This window comes from Sphaerisporangium sp. NPDC049457, assembly GCF_055586705.1.
In genome coordinates, this window is the sequence record NZ_JBVJHR010000002.1 from 26,385 (window position 1) to 44,648 (window position 18,264).

Sequence of the window (18,264 nt, forward strand, 5' to 3'; positions counted from 1 at the left end):
CCCCGCACGGCTCCGTCCGGAAGCATCGCCTCTGCCACCGCAGCAGAGGGAGTCAACGGGTGAAGCGTGTTCTCAGTGTCATGGCGGGTGTGACCTTGCTGGTCACCGGGCTGACGGGAGGGGCGGCCGCGGCGCCCCATGACGGCCCGGCGTGGGCGGCGTGTCCAGGGCCGAAGATGATCGTCGCGGCCGAGTGCGCGTCCCTTGACGTGCCGCTGGACGCGGCCCGGCCCGACGGGCGCACGATCGCCCTCGCGCTCAGCCGCGTCAAGGGCGCGGAGTCCCACGACCGCCGCCGCGGGCTCGGCGTGCTGCTGGTCAACCCCGGCGGCCCCGGCGCGCCCGGCGTGAACCTGGCCCGGTACGTCGCCGCGGCCCTGCCCAAGGACGTCGCCGCCCGGTACGACATCATCGGCTTCGACCCCCGCGGCGTCGGGGCCAGCGAGCCGGCGCTGCACTGCGTCGACCCCAAGAAGCACTTCGCCGCGCCGCGCCTTGACCAGGTGCCGGGCAACGACGCGGCCGAGGCGGCGCTGCTCGCCCGAGCCAAGGGCTACGCCAAGGCGTGCGGCGCGCGCTGGTCGTGGCTGCTGCCGCACATGACCACGGAGAACTCCGCCCGTGACATCGACGCCATCCGCGAGGCGCTCGGCGAAGACAAGATCAGCTACCTCGGGTACTCCTACGGCACCTACCTGGGCTCGGTGTACGCGACGCTGTTCCCCAACCGGGTCAGGCGCATGGCGCTCGACAGCGTGGTCGACCCCGACGGGGTGTGGTACGACGCCAACATCGCCCAGGACTACGCCTTCGACCGGCGGCACCGCCAGTTCCTGGCCTGGGTCGCCCGGCACGACGACGTGTACCGCCTGGGTGACACCGAGACCAAGGTGACCGCGGCGTGGTACGCGCTGCGCCACCGGCTCGCCGCCCGGCCCGCCGGCGGCCTGGTCGGCGCGAGCGAGCTGGACGACATCTTCACCGTCGGCGGGTACACCAACGCCGTCTGGCCGCAGTTCGCCGCCGCCTTCTCCGCCTACGCCAAGAAGGGGCAGCCGGACGGCCTGGTCGCCGCCTACCGGCGCCACGTGGACCACGACGCCGCCGCCGAGAACAACTACGCCGTGTACCTGGCGGTGCAGTGCCGCGACGCCGAATGGCCGCGCGACTGGGCGCGCTGGCAGGCGGACACCGTCAAGGTGAACGCCAAGGCGCCGTTCATGGCGTGGTCCAACGCCTGGTACAACGCGCCGTGCGCCTTCTGGCCGGAGAAGGGCGGCACGCCGGTCCGCGTCGGCGACGTCGCGCACCTGCCGCCCATCCTGCTCGTCCAGTCCAGGCATGACGCCGCCACGCCGTACGCCGGCGCGCTGCGGGTGCGCGAGCGGTTCCCGACCGCGCGGCTGCTGGTGGAGGCCGGCGGCAACCACGGGGTGGCGCTCGGGGGCAACGCCTGCGTCGACCGGCACCTGGCCGCCTACCTGCGCGACGGCAGCCTCCCGGGGAGCGGCGCTGAGCAGCGCGCCGGGCACCGGCCGGACGCCGTCTGCGCCACCGTGGCCGAGCCGCGGCCGCAGCCGCAGCCGGCGCCGACCCCGGCGCACACCAAACCCGCCAGGGCCATTCTCGGGCAGTAGGGTCGGTTCGTTCCAAAATCGGGGCGGTCGCGTAGGCTAAGCCCCGTGATGCTGCGAACATCGGCGTCGCGCGTGCTCGACGAGCAGGACCGCGACGAGGTGCTCACGCTCCTCGACGCGGACCCCGTCGCCAACGTCTTCGTCGCCTCCCGGGTCCGGTCGGTCGGGCTGAGCCCGGCCCGGCTCGGCGGACAGATGTGGGGGTTCGGCCCGCGCGGTGGGCTGACCTCGCTGTGCTACGCCGGCGCCAACCTGGTCCCGGTGAACGCCGGGCCCGAGGCCGTACAGGCGTTCGCCGACCGTGCCCGCAGGCAGGGACGGCGCTGCTCGTCGATCGTCGGCCCGGCCGACGCCGTCGAGAAGCTGTGGGAACGGCTGGAGCCCTACTGGGGGCCCGCGCGGGCCATCCGCTGGGCACAGCCGGTCATGGCCACCTCCTCGCCGTCGCCCGTGCCGGCCGATCCACTCGTCCGGCAGGTACGCCCGGAGGAATTCGCCACGCTGCTTCCCGCATGCGTGGCGATGTTCACCGAGGAGGTCGGCATCTCGCCCGACCTCGGCGACGGCGGCGCGCTCTACCGGTCGCGGGTCGCCGAGCTCATCCGCATCGGCCGGTCGTTCGCCCGCATCGAGGACGGCCAGGTCGTCTTCAAGGCCGAGGTCGGGGCGGTGACGCCGCAGGTCTGCCAGATCCAGGGCGTGTGGGTGCATCCCGACCGGCGCGGCCGCGGGCACGCCGTCTCGGGCATGGCGGCCATCGTCGGTCTGACCCTGCGGCACTTCGCCCCCGTTGTGTCGCTGTACGTCAACGACTTCAACGTCGCGGCCCGGGCGGCCTACCGCCGGGCCGGCTTCAAAGAGGTCGACACCTTCATGTCCGTCCTGTTCTGACGCTTCCCGCCTGTCCGTCCCCTCCCAGCCTGTCCGTCTCCTCCCCGCCTTTCCCGCCTTCGCGCCGTCCGGGCGGCCGGCGCGCGTTCGTGAACGGGGCGCCGGGCGCTCGTGAACGGGGTTCCGGGCGTTCGTGGGCGGGCCGCCGGGCGCCCGGGGAGCGGGGTCGCCGAGGTCGGTACCCTTGGCGGGTGCTCGAACTGGTGACCGCGACGCGTTACGTGACTCCCCTGAGGGAGGGCGGTTCGCTGCCGGGTGTCGTCGAAGCAGATGACCTTGGCACTTATGTCATGAAATTTCGCGGCGCGGGGCAGGGGCGGCGGGTGCTCGTCGCCGAGATCATCTGCGCGGAGCTGGCACGGCGGCTCGGCCTGCGCACTCCCGACCTGAAGATCATGGATCTCGACCCGCGCATCGGCGCGCGCGAGCCCGACCAGGAGATCCAGGAGCTGCTCAAGGCCAGCGAGGGACACAACCTCGGCGTCGACTTCCTGCCCGGGGCGCTCGGCTTCGACCCGCTGGCCTGGACGCCCGACGCCGGCCTCGCCTCCCGCGTCCTGTGGTTCGACGCGCTGATCCACAACGTCGACCGCAGCTGGCGCAACCCCAACCTGCTGGTCTGGCACGGCGACATCTGGCTGATCGACCATGGAGCCGCGCTGTGGTTCCACCACAACTGGCCCACCGCCAACCCGCAGCGGCCCTTCGACGCCGGTGACCACGTGCTCGCGCCCTTCGCCAAGCGGCTCAAGGAGGCCGACGCCGAGCTGCCCGCGCTGATCACCGAAGACCTGCTCCGCGCGGTCGTCGCCCTGGTGCCCGACGAGTGGCTCGACGGCGAGCCCGGCTTCCCCGACGCCGAGGCCGTGCGCCGGGCGTACGTCGATCACCTGCTCGCACGCGCCCACGGCCCGCGCGCCTGGCTTCCGGAGACCGCCCGATGAACACCGCGCTCCCGCCCGAGCACCGCGCCGGCGAGCCCGCCGAGCCCCGCGAGCGCCGCCGGACCGGCGAGGCGTCGGCCGTCTACGAGTACGCGGTGATCCGCGTCGTGCCGTGCGTGGTGCGCGGCGAGTTCCTCAACGCGGGGGTGATCCTCTACTCCCAGCCGCACGACTACCTGTGCGCCCGCACCGAGCTGGACGTGGCCAGGCTGCGCGCGCTCGACGAGACCGTGGACGTCGAGGGCGTCGGCAAGGCGCTCGGGGCCTACGAGGCGGCGTGCTCGGCCGACGCCGGGCCGCTGCGCGGCGAGTCGCTCGGCAGCCGGTTCCGCTGGCTCACCGCCCCGCGCAGCACGATCGTGCAGACCGGCCCGGTCCACGCCGGGCTCACCGGTGACCCGGGCGCCGAGCTCGAATGCCTGCTCGACCGGCTGGTCAGAAAGGGCCCCTCCGCGCGCTAGCAGCCCGGCGGCGACGAGGACCGCCGCGCCCGCGCGGAGCGGGCGACGGACCCGTCCCGTGCTCGGCTACGGGGGAAAGCCGGGCACGGGACGGGAGCTCAAAGGGTGCCGGAGCGCTCGGGACGCTCGGCGCGGCGGGCGCCGGACCTCGGCGCGCGCCGGGGTCGGGCGCATCACCCAGGTGGGTCTCCGTCGTGCTTCGCCGCGGAGGGCGCCCACCACATCTGGCCGCCGGCGATCTCGTGGTACACGTCCAGCAGGTCGTCGCCGGTCGTCACGCTGCGCGACTCGGCCGCGGCCCAGGTGTAGACCCCGCGCGACATGGCCGAGCTCTCCTGCCGCACCCGCAGCGTGTAGACGCGGGCTCTGATCTCGTGCACCTTGGGGTCCGCTGGGTCGGCCTGCGTGGCCATCTCGGCGAGCTGGCAGGCCAGCCGCAGGTCTCCTTCGGCGGCCGCCGTGGCGGCGCGCGTGGCCAGGGCCGCCGCGCCTCCGGAGAGGCCGGCCAGCGCGCGGGCGAGGACGTCGTCGGGCGGGGGCTTGAGGCGCGCCGGGTTGCCGTCGTGCCAGCCGCCGTACAGCCGCCAGATGTTGCGCACGACGAACTCCGGCTCGTCGTAGTGCGGCCGCAGGTAGGGCCGGTCGGCCAGTGCCTCCGGCGGGCGGACGGTGTGGATGATCTCGTCGAGGCGGGCGCCGGCGTTCATCAGGTCCAGCGTCTGCTCGACCAGGCTGTCCAGGTAGTCCGCCGTGTCGGTCAGCGCCTGGCGCACCCGCGCCGCGCCGACGATCGGCAGCCCGTGCCCGGGAAGCAGCACCTCGGCCGACAGGGCGGACATCGCGCGCAGCGCGACGGCCCACTCGTCGGGATACCGCTGCGCCTTCTGCGGGTTGCCCGCGTTGGGGGTGACCCAGATGAACAGGTCGCCGGTGAGCAGCACGCCCCGCTCGGGCAGGAACGCCCAGGTCGCGTCGTCGGTCTCCCCTCGGGCGTGCCGCAACTCCAGGGAGACGTCCCCGAGCGACAGGCACATCCGGTCGCGGTAGGTCAGGTCCGGGCGGCGGAAGCTCGTGGGCCACACCATCCGGGTGAAGCCGAACTGGCGCTGGTTGATCACCGTGTTGTACCCGGCCGTCCTGGCGTAGCGGACGAACCGGGCGGCGACGTTCTCGTGCGCGATCACCTGCGGCCGGGCGCCGTCCTCCGCGTCGAAGGGCTCCATGCCGGCGACATGGTCGAAATGGCCGTGCGAGAAGATCGCGTAACGGACCGGCTCGTCCGACCAGGCGCGCATGGCCGCGTGCATCGCGCGCGCGTCCACGCTGTTGCCGGAGTCGAACAGAGCCAGGCCGCCGTCCCCCCTGATGCCGTAGACGTTGCCGAAGGCGGGCCACATGACCACGCCCTCGGCCACCTCCTGCACCCCCCTCGAGCGCAGGTCCCGCAGCGGCACCTCCTGCGGGGGCACCGACCCGCGCCAGACATTGTCCGCGTGCTGGAGGATCGGCGATGTCATGCGCCAAGCATGTCCTGGACCGGTCCCGGCGCGGCAGTAGGGAGATCCCTACACCTGGCCTGGCGGCGCGGGAGCGTGAGGCAGGCCAGGTGCCGGGCCCTCGCCGGACGCTCGCCCCACCGCGGGGGGTCAGGCGCTATTCGGGCCAGGTCCAGAGGGGCACTTCGCGGATCGGGTGAAGCTGGTCGTCGGTCTCCGCGTGCGAGTTCTGGAGGGCGACCTGGGAGCCGAATTCCACGTGGGAGCGGAGGGCCTCGCGGAAGGGCGGGTCGGCGGGCAGGCCCACGGCGTCGGCGGCGGCCATGTAGAGCTCGACGAACCGCTGCCGCTGCTCCTCGGTGATCTTGAGGCCGCGGTGTACGGCGATGATATGGGCGAATCCCCCCATATCGGTGGTGAAGGTGGTGGGCCCGCCGAAGGTCTCCGCGGTGAAGGCGGTCAGGTGGGTGACATGGTCGGGGCGGCCGCGTCCGAAGAGGGGCTGGAGCAGGGGGTCGGCCAGGACGCTGCGGTAGAAGACATCGATGAAGTGGCGCAGTCCTTCCTGCCCACCGGCGTGCTCGAAAAGGGTCTCCATAATTACATGATTACGTAGAAGGTCCAGAAAAGCACCAGCGGACTCCAAGACTTACCGTGCTGATTCCCTGCTCCCTCAATGCCTGTCTCGCCTGCCCCTTGCGGTGACGCGCTGCCTCGACTCCTCTCCGCGCCGACCGGAATATGACAACACGGAGCGAGCCGGCTACCCGTGCGCTCTGGTCGTGCGTGGGAGAGGTGTCAGCCTCTCAGGTAGGTGAGGACGGCGAGGACGCGGCGGTGGTCGTCTTCGGCGGGGGGAAGGTCGAGCTTGCTCAGGATGGCGGCGATGTGCTTGGACACCGCCGCCTCGGTGACCACGAGCCGCCGGGCGATCGCGGCGTTGGAGCGGCCTTCGGCGATGAGCCCGAGGACCTCACGCTCGCGGGGCGTCAGGCGGGCCAGCGGGGCGCGGCGGCGGCCGAGCAGTTGCCTGACCACCTCGGGGTCGACGACCGTGCTGCCGGACGCGACCCGTTCCAGCGCGTCGACGAACTCCCGCACGTCGCCGATGCGGTCCTTGAGCAGGTAGCCGATGCCGACGCCCGCGCCCGCGTCGAGGAGTTCGGCCGCGTAGGTCTGCTCGACGTACTGGCTGAGCACCAGCACGGCCAGCCCGGGACGGTCGGCCCGCAGCGTGAGGGCGGCGCGCACGCCCTCGTCGGTGAAGTCGGGCGGCATCCGGACGTCCATGACCACGATGTCGGGCTCGTGCTCCTCGACGGCGGCCAGCAGCGCGACGGCGTCCCCGACGGACGCGACGACCTGGTGGCCGAACCGTTCGAGCAGGCCCGCCAGTCCTTCGCGCAGCAGGACGACGTCCTCGGCGATTGCTACGCGGAGCCCGGGCACGGGATCTCCACGCGGAGGGTCGTCGGGCCGCCGGCCGGGCTGTACAGCGTCATGACGCCGTCCACCACCGCGACCCGGTCGGCGAGCCCGGCCAGCCCCGACCCTGCGGCGGGGTCGGCGCCGCCGACGCCGTCGTCCTCCACCTGGAGGACGAGCGTGCCGTCCACCAGCCTGCCGCGGATCAGGCAGCGGCTCGCCTCGCTGTGCCTGGCCACGTTGGTCAACGCCTCGGAGGTGACGTAGTAGGCGGTCAGCTCGACGGGGCCGGGCAGCCGCGTGGGCAGGGCGATGTCCACCTCGGCCGGGACCGGCGACCTGCCCGCCACATCTCGTACGGCGGCGGGCAGCCCGCGGTCGGTGAGCACCTGCGGGTGGATGCCGCGGATCAGCTCGCGCAGCTCGGCCAGCGCCTTCTTGGCCTCTTGATGCGCCTGGTCGACGTGGGCGGCGGCGGGCGAGCCCGCGGGCAGGTCGAGCTGGGCGAGCCCGAGCCGCATGGTGAGCGCGACCAGCCGCTGCTGGGCTCCGTCGTGCAGGTCGCGCTCGATGCGCCGCCGTTCGCTCTCGAACGCGTCGACGAGCCGGGCGCGCGATCGGATGATCTCGGCGTCGTGCGGCGCGAGGACCGCGCGGACGATCGTCGCACGGGTGCCCGCCCAGGCCGTGACGAAATAGGCGGCCAGCGGGATCACGACGAGCGCCCCGGCGGCCACGGGGAGGCCGGCCCAGAAGCCGAGGGTCGGCTGCAACGGGGCCGAGAGCATGAGCAGGGGCAGCCAGACGGCCTGGAACACCACGCCGAGGTCGACGCACCAGATCGCCAGCGCGACCAGCAGGAGGGCCTGCTCGCGCCAGGTGGCCTGCTCGCGCAGCCGCGTGGCCAGCCAGGCGCGCGGACCCGGACGCTCGGGCGGCCGGTGCGGATCGGCGACCGGGCGCAGGTCGATCAGGCGGAGCCGCGCCCGTTCGAGCCTCGCGGCGGGAAGCCCGCACACCACGACGACCAGCAGCAGGGCGGCGCAGGCGACGGCGACTCCGAACAGGTAGGCCAGATAGATCAACACGGCGGCGGCCGAGGCGAGGTACGCGCTGGACAGCAGATACACGAACGACCGCCACGGCCACCGCGACCGCAGGAACACCGACGGTCTGCGGGTGAGGGCCTCCAGGGCGGTCCGGGGGTGCACGCTTCGACGCTATCGGAGCCCCGGGAGGGCACGCAGTAGTGCTGTCTCTACCTCCGGTCCTCGCCGCAGCGCCAATGTGCCGTGACGCGCCGGCCGCTTGGCTTGCCTCATGGAGACAACGGAGATCGTCCAACTGTGGTCGGTGCGCAAGACGTACCGCACCGCCGCCCACGAGGTGACCGCGCTCGACGGGGTGACGACCGGCTTCCACGCCGGTACGTTCACGGCCGTCATGGGCCCTTCGGGGTCGGGGAAGTCCACTCTGCTGCAGTGCGCGGCCGGGCTCGACCGGCCGACGGCCGGGAAGGTCGTCGTCGACGGCACGGACCTCGCCACGCTCGGCGAGACCGGCCTCACCGCGCTGCGCCGCGAGCGGGTGGGGTTCGTCTTCCAGGCGTTCAACCTGGTCTCCGCGCTGACCGCCGAGCAGAACGTCTCGCTTCCGCTGCGCCTGGCGGGCCGGGCGGTCGCGCCCGCCGAGGTCCGCGCGGCGCTGGCGCAGGTCGGGATGGCGGAGCGGGCCGGCCACCGGCCGAGCCGGCTGTCCGGCGGTGAGCAGCAGCGGGTGGCCATCGCGCGCGCTCTGATCACCCGGCCGGCCGTGGTGTTCGCCGACGAGCCGACCGGCGCGCTGGACATCAGGGCGTCGCGCGAGGTCCTTCGCCGGCTGCGCGGCATGGTCGACGACCAGGGGCAGACGGTGGTCATGGTGACGCACGATCCGGTCGCGGCGGCCCACGCCGACAGGGTGCTGTTCCTGGCGGACGGCCGGCTGGTGGAGGAGTTCGCCGGGAACGTCGACGCAGAGTCGGTCGCCGCCCGCATGGCGGGACTGGAGCGGTCGGCATGCTGAACACACTCATGGACGGCCCCGGGTCAAGGCGGGCGGGTGGCGGTGCGTGGCTGGGGGTCGCCGGGGTGCGCGAGCGGTGGACCACGTTCGCCGGCACGTTCGTGACGCTCCTGCTGGCGGTGGCGATCATGTCGGTGACGTCCCAGGCCTTCTTCTCGGCGGCGCCCCGGGTGCCGGACCGGCTCGCGGGCGCCGCCGTCCTGGTGGGAGTGCCCACGGTCGAGCGGCAGGACGGGAACTTCACGCCCGACCGGCCCTGGTCGCCGGAGACGGCCGCGGCGCTCGTCGGGCGGCTCGGCGGCATCCCGGGCGTGGCGCGGGCCATACCCGACGAATCGTTCTACGCGCAGGTCGTGATCGCGGGGGAGCCGGTCGAGGCCCACCAGGGGTACGCCTGGTCGGCCGCGGCGCTGGCGCCATACCCTCTGGCGTCCGGCACGGCGCCGCAGGGCAGGGGACAGGCCGTGCTCGACCGGGCGCTCGGCCTCGCCCCGGGGGCCCGGGTCACCGTGCTGACCGCGAGAGGTCCCGCGGCCTACACGGTCTCCGGCACCGTCGACGCGCCGGGCGTGTACCTGAGCGACGCCGAAGCGCGGACCCTCGCGGGCGGGGTGCGGACGATCGGGCTGGTCACCGCGCCGGGCGCGGACGTCGCCGCGGTCGAGGCCGCCGCGCGGGCCGTCGTGGGCGGCGGCGGCCGGGTGTTCGCCGGCGAGGCGCGTGCCGCGCTGGAACCCTTGGACGACGCGCGGATCCGCTGGATCGGCTCGCAGGTGCTGACCGCCATGGCCGCCATGGGGGCGTTCGTATCGATCTTCGTGGTGGCTTCGACGTTCGCGTTCGGCGTGGCGCAGCGCCGGCACGAGTTCGGGCTGCTGCGGGCCGTCGGGGCGACACCGCGCCAGGTCCGCGCGATGGTGTACGGCGAGGCGCTGGTGGTCGGGGTCGCCGCCGCGGCGGCGGGCGTGGCGCTCGGCGCCCTGCTCACCCCCGTCCTCGGAGACCGGCTGGTGGCCGCCGGGTTCGAGCCGCGAGGGTTCGCGGTGGAACCGCGGCCGGCGCCGCTCGCCGGCTCGTTCGCGGCCGGTGTGCTCGTCGCCCTGCTCGGCGTCGGATCGGCCGCGCGGCGTGCCGCGCGGGTGCGCCCGCTGGAGGCGCTCCGCGAAGCGGCGGTGGACGAGCGGCCGATGCCGCGCAGCCGGTGGATCGCCGGCCTGCTGTTCTGCGCCGCCGGTCTGGCCGGCGCCGTGGTCACCGCGAGCGCCGGCGGGAACGGTCTGGTGACCTCCGGCCTCTTCACCGCGATGGCGCTGATCGTCGGCGTCGCCCTGCTCGGCCCGGCCGTCGTCCCGCTGGTGGCGCGGGCGCTCACCTGGCCGCTCGGGCGGCTGCGCGGCGCGACGGGAATGCTGGTGCGGGAGAGCGCGCTGGCCGCGGTCAGGCGTACCGCCTCGACGGCGACGCCCGTGCTCGTCACGGTGGGGTTCGCCGCGCTGATCACCGGCATGGTGCAGACGACGGCGGGCGCGTTCGTGTCCGCGCGGACCGCCGCCGTGCCGGTGGAGGCGATGGTCGTCCCGGACGGCACGCCAGGCCTGTCCGACGCGGCGGTCTCCGCGGCCGGCGCGGCGTCCATGCTGTCCACGGCCTTGTACGGGCGGAACGGCGACGCCGCGCCCGCCGTGGGCGCCGACCCCGAGCTGGTCGCGGCGGGCAGGGGAAGGCTCCGCGTCCTTGCCGGGTCGCTCGACGGCTTCGGCGAGCGCGAGGACGGCATCGCCGTCGCGTCCTGGGTGGCGGAGCAGTGGGGCTGGACGCCCGGTCGCACGGTGCGGGCGGCCTTCGACGACGGCATCGACGTGCCGCTGCGGGTGATCGCGGTGGTCGACGGCGGGCCGGGCAGCGTGCTTGCGCCGCGCGACCTGGTCAGGGCGCATGACCGGTCGGCGCTCGCCGAGGAGGCGTTCGTCATCCGCGAGGGCGCGGCGCCGCCGCCGTCCGGGCTCGGCGCCCGGGTGGTCGACCTGGCGACCTACCGGGCTTCGGCCGACAGCGAGGACGACCGGCTGGTGTGGATCTTCACGGTCTTCCTGGTCGTCGTGTCGGCGGGCTACACGGCCGTAGCGATCGCGAACACGCTGATGATGGCCGCCGCCGGCCGGATCCGCGACCTGAGGGTGCTGCGCCTGTCCGGCGCGACGACGCGGCAGGTGCTCGGGACGGTCGCCGCCGAGTCGGCGCTCGTGGTCGTCCTCGGGACGGCCCTCGGCCTGGCGGTGGCGCTGCCCACGCTGCTCGGGATGCGCGCGGGGCTGGAGGAGGCCATGGCGACCCCGATCGCGCTCGTCGTGCCGTGGCCGCTGCTGCTCGGCGTGGTGGCCGTGTGCCTGACCCTCGCGGTCGGCGCCGCCACCCTCACGGTTCGGCCCGCCCTGCGACGGGCCCGGTGACGCGCCGTCAGGGTGCCGCCGCCGAGCGGCGGGCCCGCGGTCAGGCGGTCGCCGGTCAGTGGGCGAGGCGCGGTCAGGGGGACGCGGTCACGGGACGGGCGGGGGCTCGGGCCGCCGGCGCGGGGCGGGCGGCATGGCGCGCGCGGCGAGGACGGCGAGGGTGACGCCGCACAGCAGGAGAGCGGCGATCTGGGCGATGCCGACGGCCGCCATCGTCCGCGTCACCGGGTCGATGCCCCGGAGGTCGAGCCGGACCAGGCGGCTGAGCACCACCGGGACGACGAGAACGGCCAGAGCCGCCGCCGGAGCGGGTGAGCGCCGGGCCGGGACGAGCAGGTGGACGCCGGCGCGCGCCACGCCGGCGACCAGCAGCGCGAGGCAGGCCAGCCCGGACATGTCGAGCCAGGGCCAGATCCACGGCAGGGCGTCCAGGCTGATGGACGGCTGCATGGACCAGGTGCCGGCCAGGCCCAGGACCGCGTAGAGCAGGACTCCGGCGGCGGCGGGCAGCGCGGCCGCCCACGCGGGGCGGCGGACCGCCGACGCGTCGCGGTGGAACCCGGCGAGCAGGGCGAGCACCGGGACGGCGTACATCACGCCGTTCGCGGCGACGGCCGTCACGGCCTGCTCGGTGTCGACGCTCCACAGGCCGAGGAGGGCGGCGCAGGACGACGCGACGGCGAGCAGCGCCGACGCCTTGGCGGCCCGCGGGCGGCCCCGGACGAGCGCGGCGAAGGCGGCGATCCACAGCAGGGTGGCGAAGCCCTGGGCGATGTCCCACAACCGGCCCGCCGAGCCGGGCGGAGGGAGGGCGGCCTCGTGGCCGCCGAACGGCGGGCCGGAGAACGCGTAGGCGGCCAGGAACTGTCCGAACAGGACGCAGCTCATCGTCGCGTGGAAGGCCAGCCCCAGCACGGCCACCAGGCGGACGGTCTCGCCCCAGGCGAAGAACCTCGGGCCCGCCTCGGCCCCGCCCAGGCGCACGCGCACCGACAGGGCCGCCACGCTCGCGACCTCCGACCAGCGCGGCCGCGGGCCGTCGGCGTCGGTGGCCTCGCCCGCGCCCTCCAGGAAGGTGGCGACCATCTCGTCCTCGCGCTCGGCCCGATAGGAGGCGGGCAGCAGCCGCAGCACGTGCCGGTAGCGCTTCTCCAGCAGGCTCACGCCAGACCTCCCGCGTGCCGGGCGCGCAGCCGGTCGCGCGCGTGCTCGACGGTCTCGGCCAGCCGCGCGGCCTCCTCCTCCAGCGCGCGCGCCCCGGAATCGGTGAGCCGGTAGTAGCGGCGCAACCGCCCCTGCTGCACCTCTTCGCGGTCGAGCGCGACGAGCTCGTCGCCCGCCAACCGGTCGAGCACTCCGTACAGGCTGCCGACCTTGAGCTTCATGCGCCCGCCCGACAGCCTCTCGACCTCCTGGACGATGCCGTAGCCGTGCCGCGGCTCGTCGACCAGCGCCGTGAGGACCAGGAACGCGGGTTCCGTCATCGTCCGAGAACTCATGACGGCAATCATATATTGGCGGACAAGATATAGGGCAAGGCAAGTACGCCGGCGGCCCGCTCGCCGCACGCGGGAGAGTCCGTACGCGCGGAAAGCGCCGCACGCGGAATGGGCTGTACGCAGAAGGGCCGTACGCGGAAGGGGCTGTACGCGGGAGAGGCCGTTCGCGGAGCAGGAACGTCACTCTCGGACCACCGCGCCGCTCCGCCCGCCGGCGAGGGTGCGCCGCCGGGCTCGCGGCATGGATTCGGCCACGCATCCCAAGTTTCGGGACATGCGCCGCCTTCGTCGTTGTCGGCGTGAAACCGCCTGCCAAGGATGTGTTCTCGGAGGCGTTCAAGACACGCGGAAGTTCAGGAGCACCCGGATGACTCGACAGCCTGAGCACGATGCGGGGCTTTCAGGCCGCGCGACCGGCGCCCGCGCCGGTGGCAAGCGGGGGCGTGGCCTGACGGTCGCCGCCGTCATCGCCGTCGGCGTCATCACCGGATGGGCGGTCGCCGGCGGCGGAACAGGCGCCGCCGAGGACGCACCGGCATCGGGCGGCCGGCCGGTGGCCGGGGACGCGCCGGCCTCCGGCGGCCGGCCGGCGGCGGCCGCCGACGGCGAGCTGCTCCACCGGGCGTCGGAGCGGCTGATCGCCCGTTGCATGGCCCGGCACGGCTTCGCGTACGCCGAGCAGCCGCCGCCCTCGTCGGCGGAGCCGGACTTCCGCTACGTGCTCGACGACGCCGGGTGGGCGCGCGAGCACGGGTACGGAACGCTGCTGGGCAGACCCGGCGCATGGGACCGGGATGCCAACACCGGCAACCTGGAGAAGCTGACGCCTGAGCGGCGGCGCGCCTGGCAGCGCACGCTTCTTGGGTCCGGACGCCGGCTCGTCGTAGACCTTCCCGGCCTGGGACGGGTCTCCGCGCCCGACAACGGCTGCACCGCCGAAGCGCGACGCACCCTCTACGGGGACCTCGCCGGCTGGTACCGCGTGCGGCGGATCGTCGACCACTTCGGCGCCTACACCGCCGGGCGGGTGGCCAGAGACTCCGAGTACCGGGCCCGGCTCGCGGACTGGGCCACGTGCGCGCGCGAGCGGGGATACGCCGTGTCCTCCCCGCACGAGTTGCGCGAACTCGTCACGGCCAAGGCGCCGGAGCCTCTCCCCGCGCGGGCCGGGACGCGAGAGATCGCCGCGGCCGAGACCGAGGCCGAGTGCGCCGTCTCCTCCGGGCTCTCCCGGACCGCCGACGCCCTGGAGCGGAGGTACCGGCCGGAGATCGAGAAGAGGTTCGCGCGTGAGCACGACGCCCTGGAGACCTTCGAGCGGGCGGCCGTTCCCCGGGCCAGGCAGGCCCTGGCCGGCGCCTGACACTCCATCCCACCTGAAGACATCGTCCATCGAAAGACGACCGAAAGGACAATCTCATGATCAAGACTCTCAAGGCCCTGGCCATCGGCCTGCCCATCGCGGCGGCGGCCCTGCTGGTGGCCCCGACCAGCGCCAGCGCAGACCTGGGCGACTGTCCCCGGACCGCCTTCTGCGCGTGGGCGGACGACAACTACAAGGGCCATATGGCGTACTGGTACGGCAACGACGCGAGCTGGGGGAACGACGGCATGCACGACAACGCCGAATCCCTGTTCAACAACGCGCGGTCGAGCACCACGGTGCCCGACAACGTCTGGGTCTACTACGACCCCAACTACATATTCGAGTCCATCTGCGTTCTCCCTGGGGAGACCGTCGACGTCGCGATGAACGACAACGACTACGACTCCCACAAGTGGGTCCACTCCTGCTCCTGACGAACGGGCAGGGCCGGCGACGCGGGCCGCACTCTCGTCCCGCGTCGCCGCCCACGACAGCACGACGCCCGGGACCGGTCACGCCGCGTTCCGTGGACGCCGCGCCCGCCGCCGCGTCGTGGGATCCGGACGGGATTCCACGCCGCGGCGGCGGCCGTGCGGGCCGGCGTCAGACCTCGCCGCGTTCGTGGGCGAGGGCCAGTTCCACGCGGGAGTGCAGGCCGGTCTTGGCGTACACCCGGGACAGGTAGACCTCGACGGTCTTGCGGCTGTAGTGGAGCTCGTCGGCGATCTGCGGGTTGGACATGCCTTCGGCGACCAGTTCGACCACGCGGCGTTCGACGGGGGTGAGGCCGGTGGACGGGGACGGGGCGAGCCCGGCCTCCCTCAGGGCGCGGGCCGTGCGGTCGCGCCAGGGGGCGGCGCCGAGATCGGTGAAGATGGCGTGCGCCCGCACCAGGTGGGAGCCGTCGGAGAGCGCGCCGAGGACGAGGCGGGCCTTGCCCTCCTCGAAGCGCAGGCCGTCCGCTCTGGCGGTCTCCAGCGCCGCCTCGGCCCTGGCGACGTCCCTGAAGACCATGGCGGACGCCAGTTCGGCGCTCATCCGCGCCCGCGGGGAGCCGGTGCGGGCGGTCTCGGCCAGGGCGGTGGCCGCGGCGCGGGCCGCGTCCAGCTCCCCGGCGGTGGCGTGCATGTTGACGCGCACGGCGAGCTCGCGGTGCCGGACGTCCGGCGGTCCGGCGGCGGCCTGGTCGAGCAGGCCGGCGGCCGTGGCCCGGTCGCCGAGCGCGAGCGCTCGCCGGGCCTTGAACATGGCCCGCAGCGAGAGCTGGAGCACGCAGTTGGGCGGCGGGTCGGCGAGCAGCCGCCCGGCCTCCTCGTAGCGTCCCTGGTCGAGGAGGATGTCCACCTCGATGTTGCGCAGCAGCGCGACGTTCTCCCACAGGCCGGCCTCGGTGAGGGTGACGGCGTCGGAGCGGATCTCGCGCAGGGCGTGCTCCCATTCGCCGCCGAGCCGGCGTACCACGGCCATGGTGCGCGCGTGCTGCCCGGCGATGTTGTGCCAGCCGAGCCCCCGGTAGATCTGCTCGGCCTGCGACAGCAGGTCCAGCGCACGCGTGCGCGCGCCCGCGCTGGCCAGGATGTGCGCGGCCGACTCAAGGGAGGCGAGCCGGCCGGCGGGCGGCAGCGCCGCGGAGGCCGACAGCAGGGCGTCGAGCGCGCGTTCGGTCTCCTCCCACCGCGCCTTGATGATCGCGTCGCCGGCCAGGGCGCTGAGCGCGATCACCAGGTCCTGCTGCGGGCATCCGGGCAGCGCGTTCCAGGCCGCCTCGGCCGTCTTCGCCGAAGGGAGCCCGAGCTGGGTGCTGACCACCGCCTGCTGGGCGAGCAGGGCGGTCGGATCGTCGGCGTGTGGGAGCTGCTCGGCCGCGATCGACACCGCGACCTCGTAGCGGCCCATCGCGTGCGCGGCGTTGACCATCGTCTGGGCGGTGCGGGTGTGACGGCGTCCGGGCGCGAGCACGGCCAGGGCGGCCTGCCCGGCGCCCAGCGCGTCGGCCGGCCGTGAGCCCTTCCAGTACGACAGCGCCTGCCGGGACAGCAGCACGCCCCGTTCCTCTGCGGGGGCCAGTTCGGCGGCCCTGCCGTACCAGTGGGCGGCCGACAGCGGCGCCGTCCAGCGGGTCAGCTCGGCGGCGCGCAGCATGGCCGTCAGCGCCTCGGCGCTGGTGCCGCCCTCGGCGACGTGGGTCGCCCACTCGAGCACCCGGCGGGTGCCGCTCAGACCTTGGCGGTGGAGCAGTTCGGCGATGCGGGCGTGTACGCGCCGCCGCTCGGCGGGCCCGAGGTCGGCGTACAGGGCGTCGGCGACCAGCGGGTGGGTGAACTCGTAGGCGCCGTCGCCGGTGTACTCGACCAGCCCGTCCCGCACCAGCCCGTCGAACGCGCGCTCGGCGTCGGCCGCGTCCAGCCCGGCGACCTCCGCCAGCGCCGGCAGGTCGGACATGGCGGCCGGGCGGGTGCGGCGCAGCGCGGCCAGCACCCGGGCCAGGCTCCGGCCGCCCTGGTCGCGCTGGAACAGCCGGCTGAGGATGGCGCCCCGGCGGGCCCCGGGGAAGGCCGACTGCACCGCGCCGCCCTGCACCAGGGTGAGCACGGTCTCGCGGGCGAACCAGGGGTTGCCCCGGCTCTCGGCGTGGACCCGGCGCACGGTGGCCTCACTGGGAACGCGGCCGAGCAGGCCGGTCGCCAGCGCGGCGATCTCCTCCAGCGACAGCGGGCTGAGCCGCACCAGCAGGTCGGCGTCCATCGCGGGCGGCCGCCGGGCGGTGCCGAGCACCACCAGGCCGCGCACCCGGCGGGGCAGGTAGCACAGCGCCTTGACGGTGTCGGCGTCGGCGAGGTGGAGGTCGTCGACGGCCAGCAGGGTGCGGCCGGGCAGCGTCTCCAGCAGGTTGGCGGTGCGCACGGCGGGAGCGGCCCCGGTGGCGCCGAGCGCGGCCTGGTCGATGGCGTCCAGCAGCTCCTTGAGCGGTTCGCGCGCGGAGGGTTCGGCGTGCAGCGCCCCGAGGGCGTCGGCGAGGGAGGCGTAGGCGAGGCCGCTGCCGAAGTCGCGCGCCTGGCCGTGCAGCACGCGGTAGCCCAGTGTCTTGGCCAGCGACTCGATCTCGGTCAGCAGGTGCGACTTGCCGATGCCGGCCTCGCCGAGGAGCAGCACGGTCAGCGGCGGGCGGAGCAGGACCGACTCGAACCCCCGGAGGATGGTCGGCCGGTCGGCGGGCCGGTCGCTCGCGACGGTCGCGTTCGTGCCGTCAGGGAAGTCCGCGACGGCCGGCAGGGGATCGTCCTCCAGGTCGCCTGTCACTCGTCACCGGGCCCGGTGGGGGGATAAGGACGCGTCGTGGACGGCGAGGGCGGCGGTGAGGACCAGCTCGCGCACGGTCTCCTGGGGGAGGTCCATGGTCTTGACCACGGCGAACTGCAGCGACCCCATGACCGCCCACGCGCGTACGCGGGCGGCGTCGCCGGGCCGCGGGCCGGCGAGCCTTGCGTGGATCTCGTCGCGGAACGCGCGGATGGCCTCGCGGGGCGAGCCGGGGGTCGCCTGGTCGGCGCCGCCGATGTCCTCCATCAACAGGCCGATGATGGCGCGGTGCCGCACGACGAAGTCGGTCAGCGGTTCGATGAACGCGCGCGGGTCGCCGCCGTGGTCGCCGTCGAGCAGCGTGACCAGGTCGTCGGCGGCGGGTGCGATGAGCTCGGTCGCCAGCCGGTCCTTGGGGTGGAAATGATAGGCCACGGCGGTCTTGGTCAGCCCGACGCGCGCGGCGATGTCGGACAGTGAGGTGGCGGCGTAGCCCTGCTCGGCGAACAGCTGGCGTGCGGCGGCGAGGATGCGGGTGCGCGTGTCACCGCCACGGTCCATTGTGGTCATCGTCTCACTTCTCAGTGTGGTTCGGCGTCCAACGATATTCCCGCCTAAGCTCTTAGACGTACGTCCTGCACGGTCGTACAGAACGATGTTTCCGCGGCGTTTCCAATTCATCAATAGTGTCTGGGACGGTCACCGATGGCTAGATTGCTCGGTCGATTGGG

At 74.1% G+C, this 18,264-nt stretch carries 16 protein-coding genes; 8 read left to right on the forward strand and 8 right to left on the reverse strand.

The window, feature by feature from the left end; translation table 11 throughout:
- The first annotated feature begins 59 nt into the window (after positions 1–59).
- The 4 genes from ACZ6QO_RS03510 (at position 60) to ACZ6QO_RS03525 (ending at position 3,933) form a co-directional block, all read left to right on the forward strand.
- Complete coding sequence (locus ACZ6QO_RS03510) at positions 60–1,637, forward strand: alpha/beta hydrolase (RefSeq protein ID WP_465847275.1); 1,578 nt, start codon at positions 60–62, stop codon at positions 1,635–1,637.
- Between the two features lie 48 nt (positions 1,638–1,685).
- Positions 1,686–2,528, forward strand: a complete 843-nt coding sequence (locus ACZ6QO_RS03515) for a GNAT family N-acetyltransferase (RefSeq protein ID WP_465848065.1) — start codon at positions 1,686–1,688, stop codon at positions 2,526–2,528.
- Positions 2,529–2,719: 191 nt separating this feature from the next.
- A complete protein-coding gene (locus ACZ6QO_RS03520) occupies positions 2,720–3,472 on the forward strand; it encodes a HipA family kinase (RefSeq protein ID WP_465847277.1) in 753 nt (250 codons plus the stop codon).
- Positions 3,469–3,933, forward strand: coding sequence for a DUF3037 domain-containing protein (locus ACZ6QO_RS03525; protein ID WP_465847279.1), 465 nt, complete (start codon positions 3,469–3,471; stop codon positions 3,931–3,933). The genes ACZ6QO_RS03520 and ACZ6QO_RS03525 overlap by 4 nt, the downstream gene beginning before the upstream one ends.
- A gap of 173 nt (positions 3,934–4,106) precedes the next feature.
- Here ACZ6QO_RS03525 and ACZ6QO_RS03530 read toward each other — a convergent pair whose 3' ends face one another.
- The 4 genes from ACZ6QO_RS03530 to ACZ6QO_RS03545 form a co-directional block, all read right to left on the reverse strand.
- Positions 4,107–5,450, reverse strand: coding sequence for an alkyl sulfatase dimerization domain-containing protein (locus ACZ6QO_RS03530; RefSeq protein ID WP_465847281.1), 1,344 nt, complete (start codon positions 5,448–5,450; stop codon positions 4,107–4,109).
- Between the two features lie 136 nt (positions 5,451–5,586).
- Positions 5,587–6,027 carry a group II truncated hemoglobin gene (locus ACZ6QO_RS03535; RefSeq protein ID WP_465847283.1) on the reverse strand — a complete coding sequence of 147 codons (441 nt, stop codon included), beginning with the start codon at positions 6,025–6,027 and terminating at the stop codon, positions 5,587–5,589.
- 200 nt (positions 6,028–6,227) lie between these two features.
- Positions 6,228–6,878, reverse strand: coding sequence for a response regulator (locus tag ACZ6QO_RS03540; RefSeq protein ID WP_465847284.1), 651 nt, complete (start codon positions 6,876–6,878; stop codon positions 6,228–6,230).
- The gene (locus ACZ6QO_RS03545; protein WP_465847286.1) at positions 6,860–8,065 is read right to left on the reverse strand and encodes a sensor histidine kinase; all 1,206 of its coding nucleotides are present in this window, start codon (positions 8,063–8,065) and stop codon (positions 6,860–6,862) included. Before ACZ6QO_RS03545 ends, ACZ6QO_RS03540 begins: the two co-directional genes overlap by 19 nt.
- A gap of 109 nt (positions 8,066–8,174) precedes the next feature.
- Here ACZ6QO_RS03545 and ACZ6QO_RS03550 point away from each other — a divergent pair, with 109 nt between their 5' ends.
- The gene (locus tag ACZ6QO_RS03550) at positions 8,175–8,918 is read left to right on the forward strand and encodes an ABC transporter ATP-binding protein (RefSeq protein ID WP_465847288.1); all 744 of its coding nucleotides are present in this window, start codon (positions 8,175–8,177) and stop codon (positions 8,916–8,918) included.
- Positions 8,912–11,368, forward strand: a complete 2,457-nt coding sequence (locus ACZ6QO_RS03555; protein ID WP_465847289.1) for an FtsX-like permease family protein — start codon at positions 8,912–8,914, stop codon at positions 11,366–11,368. The genes ACZ6QO_RS03550 and ACZ6QO_RS03555 overlap by 7 nt, the downstream gene beginning before the upstream one ends.
- Before the next feature lie 87 nt (positions 11,369–11,455).
- Here the strand turns inward: ACZ6QO_RS03555 and ACZ6QO_RS03560 are convergent, their stop codons facing one another.
- Positions 11,456–12,532, reverse strand: a complete 1,077-nt coding sequence (locus tag ACZ6QO_RS03560) for a hypothetical protein (RefSeq protein ID WP_465847291.1) — start codon at positions 12,530–12,532, stop codon at positions 11,456–11,458.
- Positions 12,529–12,867, reverse strand: a complete 339-nt coding sequence (locus tag ACZ6QO_RS03565; protein WP_465847293.1) for a PadR family transcriptional regulator — start codon at positions 12,865–12,867, stop codon at positions 12,529–12,531. Before ACZ6QO_RS03565 ends, ACZ6QO_RS03560 begins: the two co-directional genes overlap by 4 nt.
- Positions 12,868–13,234: 367 nt before the next feature.
- Between ACZ6QO_RS03565 and ACZ6QO_RS03570 the strand changes: the two genes are divergently transcribed.
- Positions 13,235–14,230, forward strand: a complete 996-nt coding sequence (locus ACZ6QO_RS03570) for a hypothetical protein (protein ID WP_465847295.1) — start codon at positions 13,235–13,237, stop codon at positions 14,228–14,230.
- A gap of 56 nt (positions 14,231–14,286) precedes the next feature.
- Positions 14,287–14,667: a peptidase inhibitor family I36 protein gene (locus tag ACZ6QO_RS03575; RefSeq protein WP_465847297.1), complete on the forward strand. Its 381-nt coding sequence runs from the start codon at positions 14,287–14,289 to the stop codon at positions 14,665–14,667.
- A 169-nt stretch (positions 14,668–14,836) separates the two neighbouring features.
- Here the strand turns inward: ACZ6QO_RS03575 and ACZ6QO_RS03580 are convergent, their stop codons facing one another.
- Together ACZ6QO_RS03580 and ACZ6QO_RS03585 are read right to left on the reverse strand one after the other, a co-directional pair.
- Positions 14,837–17,533, reverse strand: coding sequence for a LuxR C-terminal-related transcriptional regulator (locus ACZ6QO_RS03580; RefSeq protein ID WP_465847299.1), 2,697 nt, complete (start codon positions 17,531–17,533; stop codon positions 14,837–14,839).
- A 3-nt stretch (positions 17,534–17,536) separates the two neighbouring features.
- On the reverse strand, positions 17,537–18,103 hold the full coding sequence (locus ACZ6QO_RS03585; protein ID WP_465847301.1) for a TetR/AcrR family transcriptional regulator: 567 nt from the start codon (positions 18,101–18,103) through the stop codon (positions 17,537–17,539).
- Positions 18,104–18,264 lie beyond the last annotated feature (161 nt).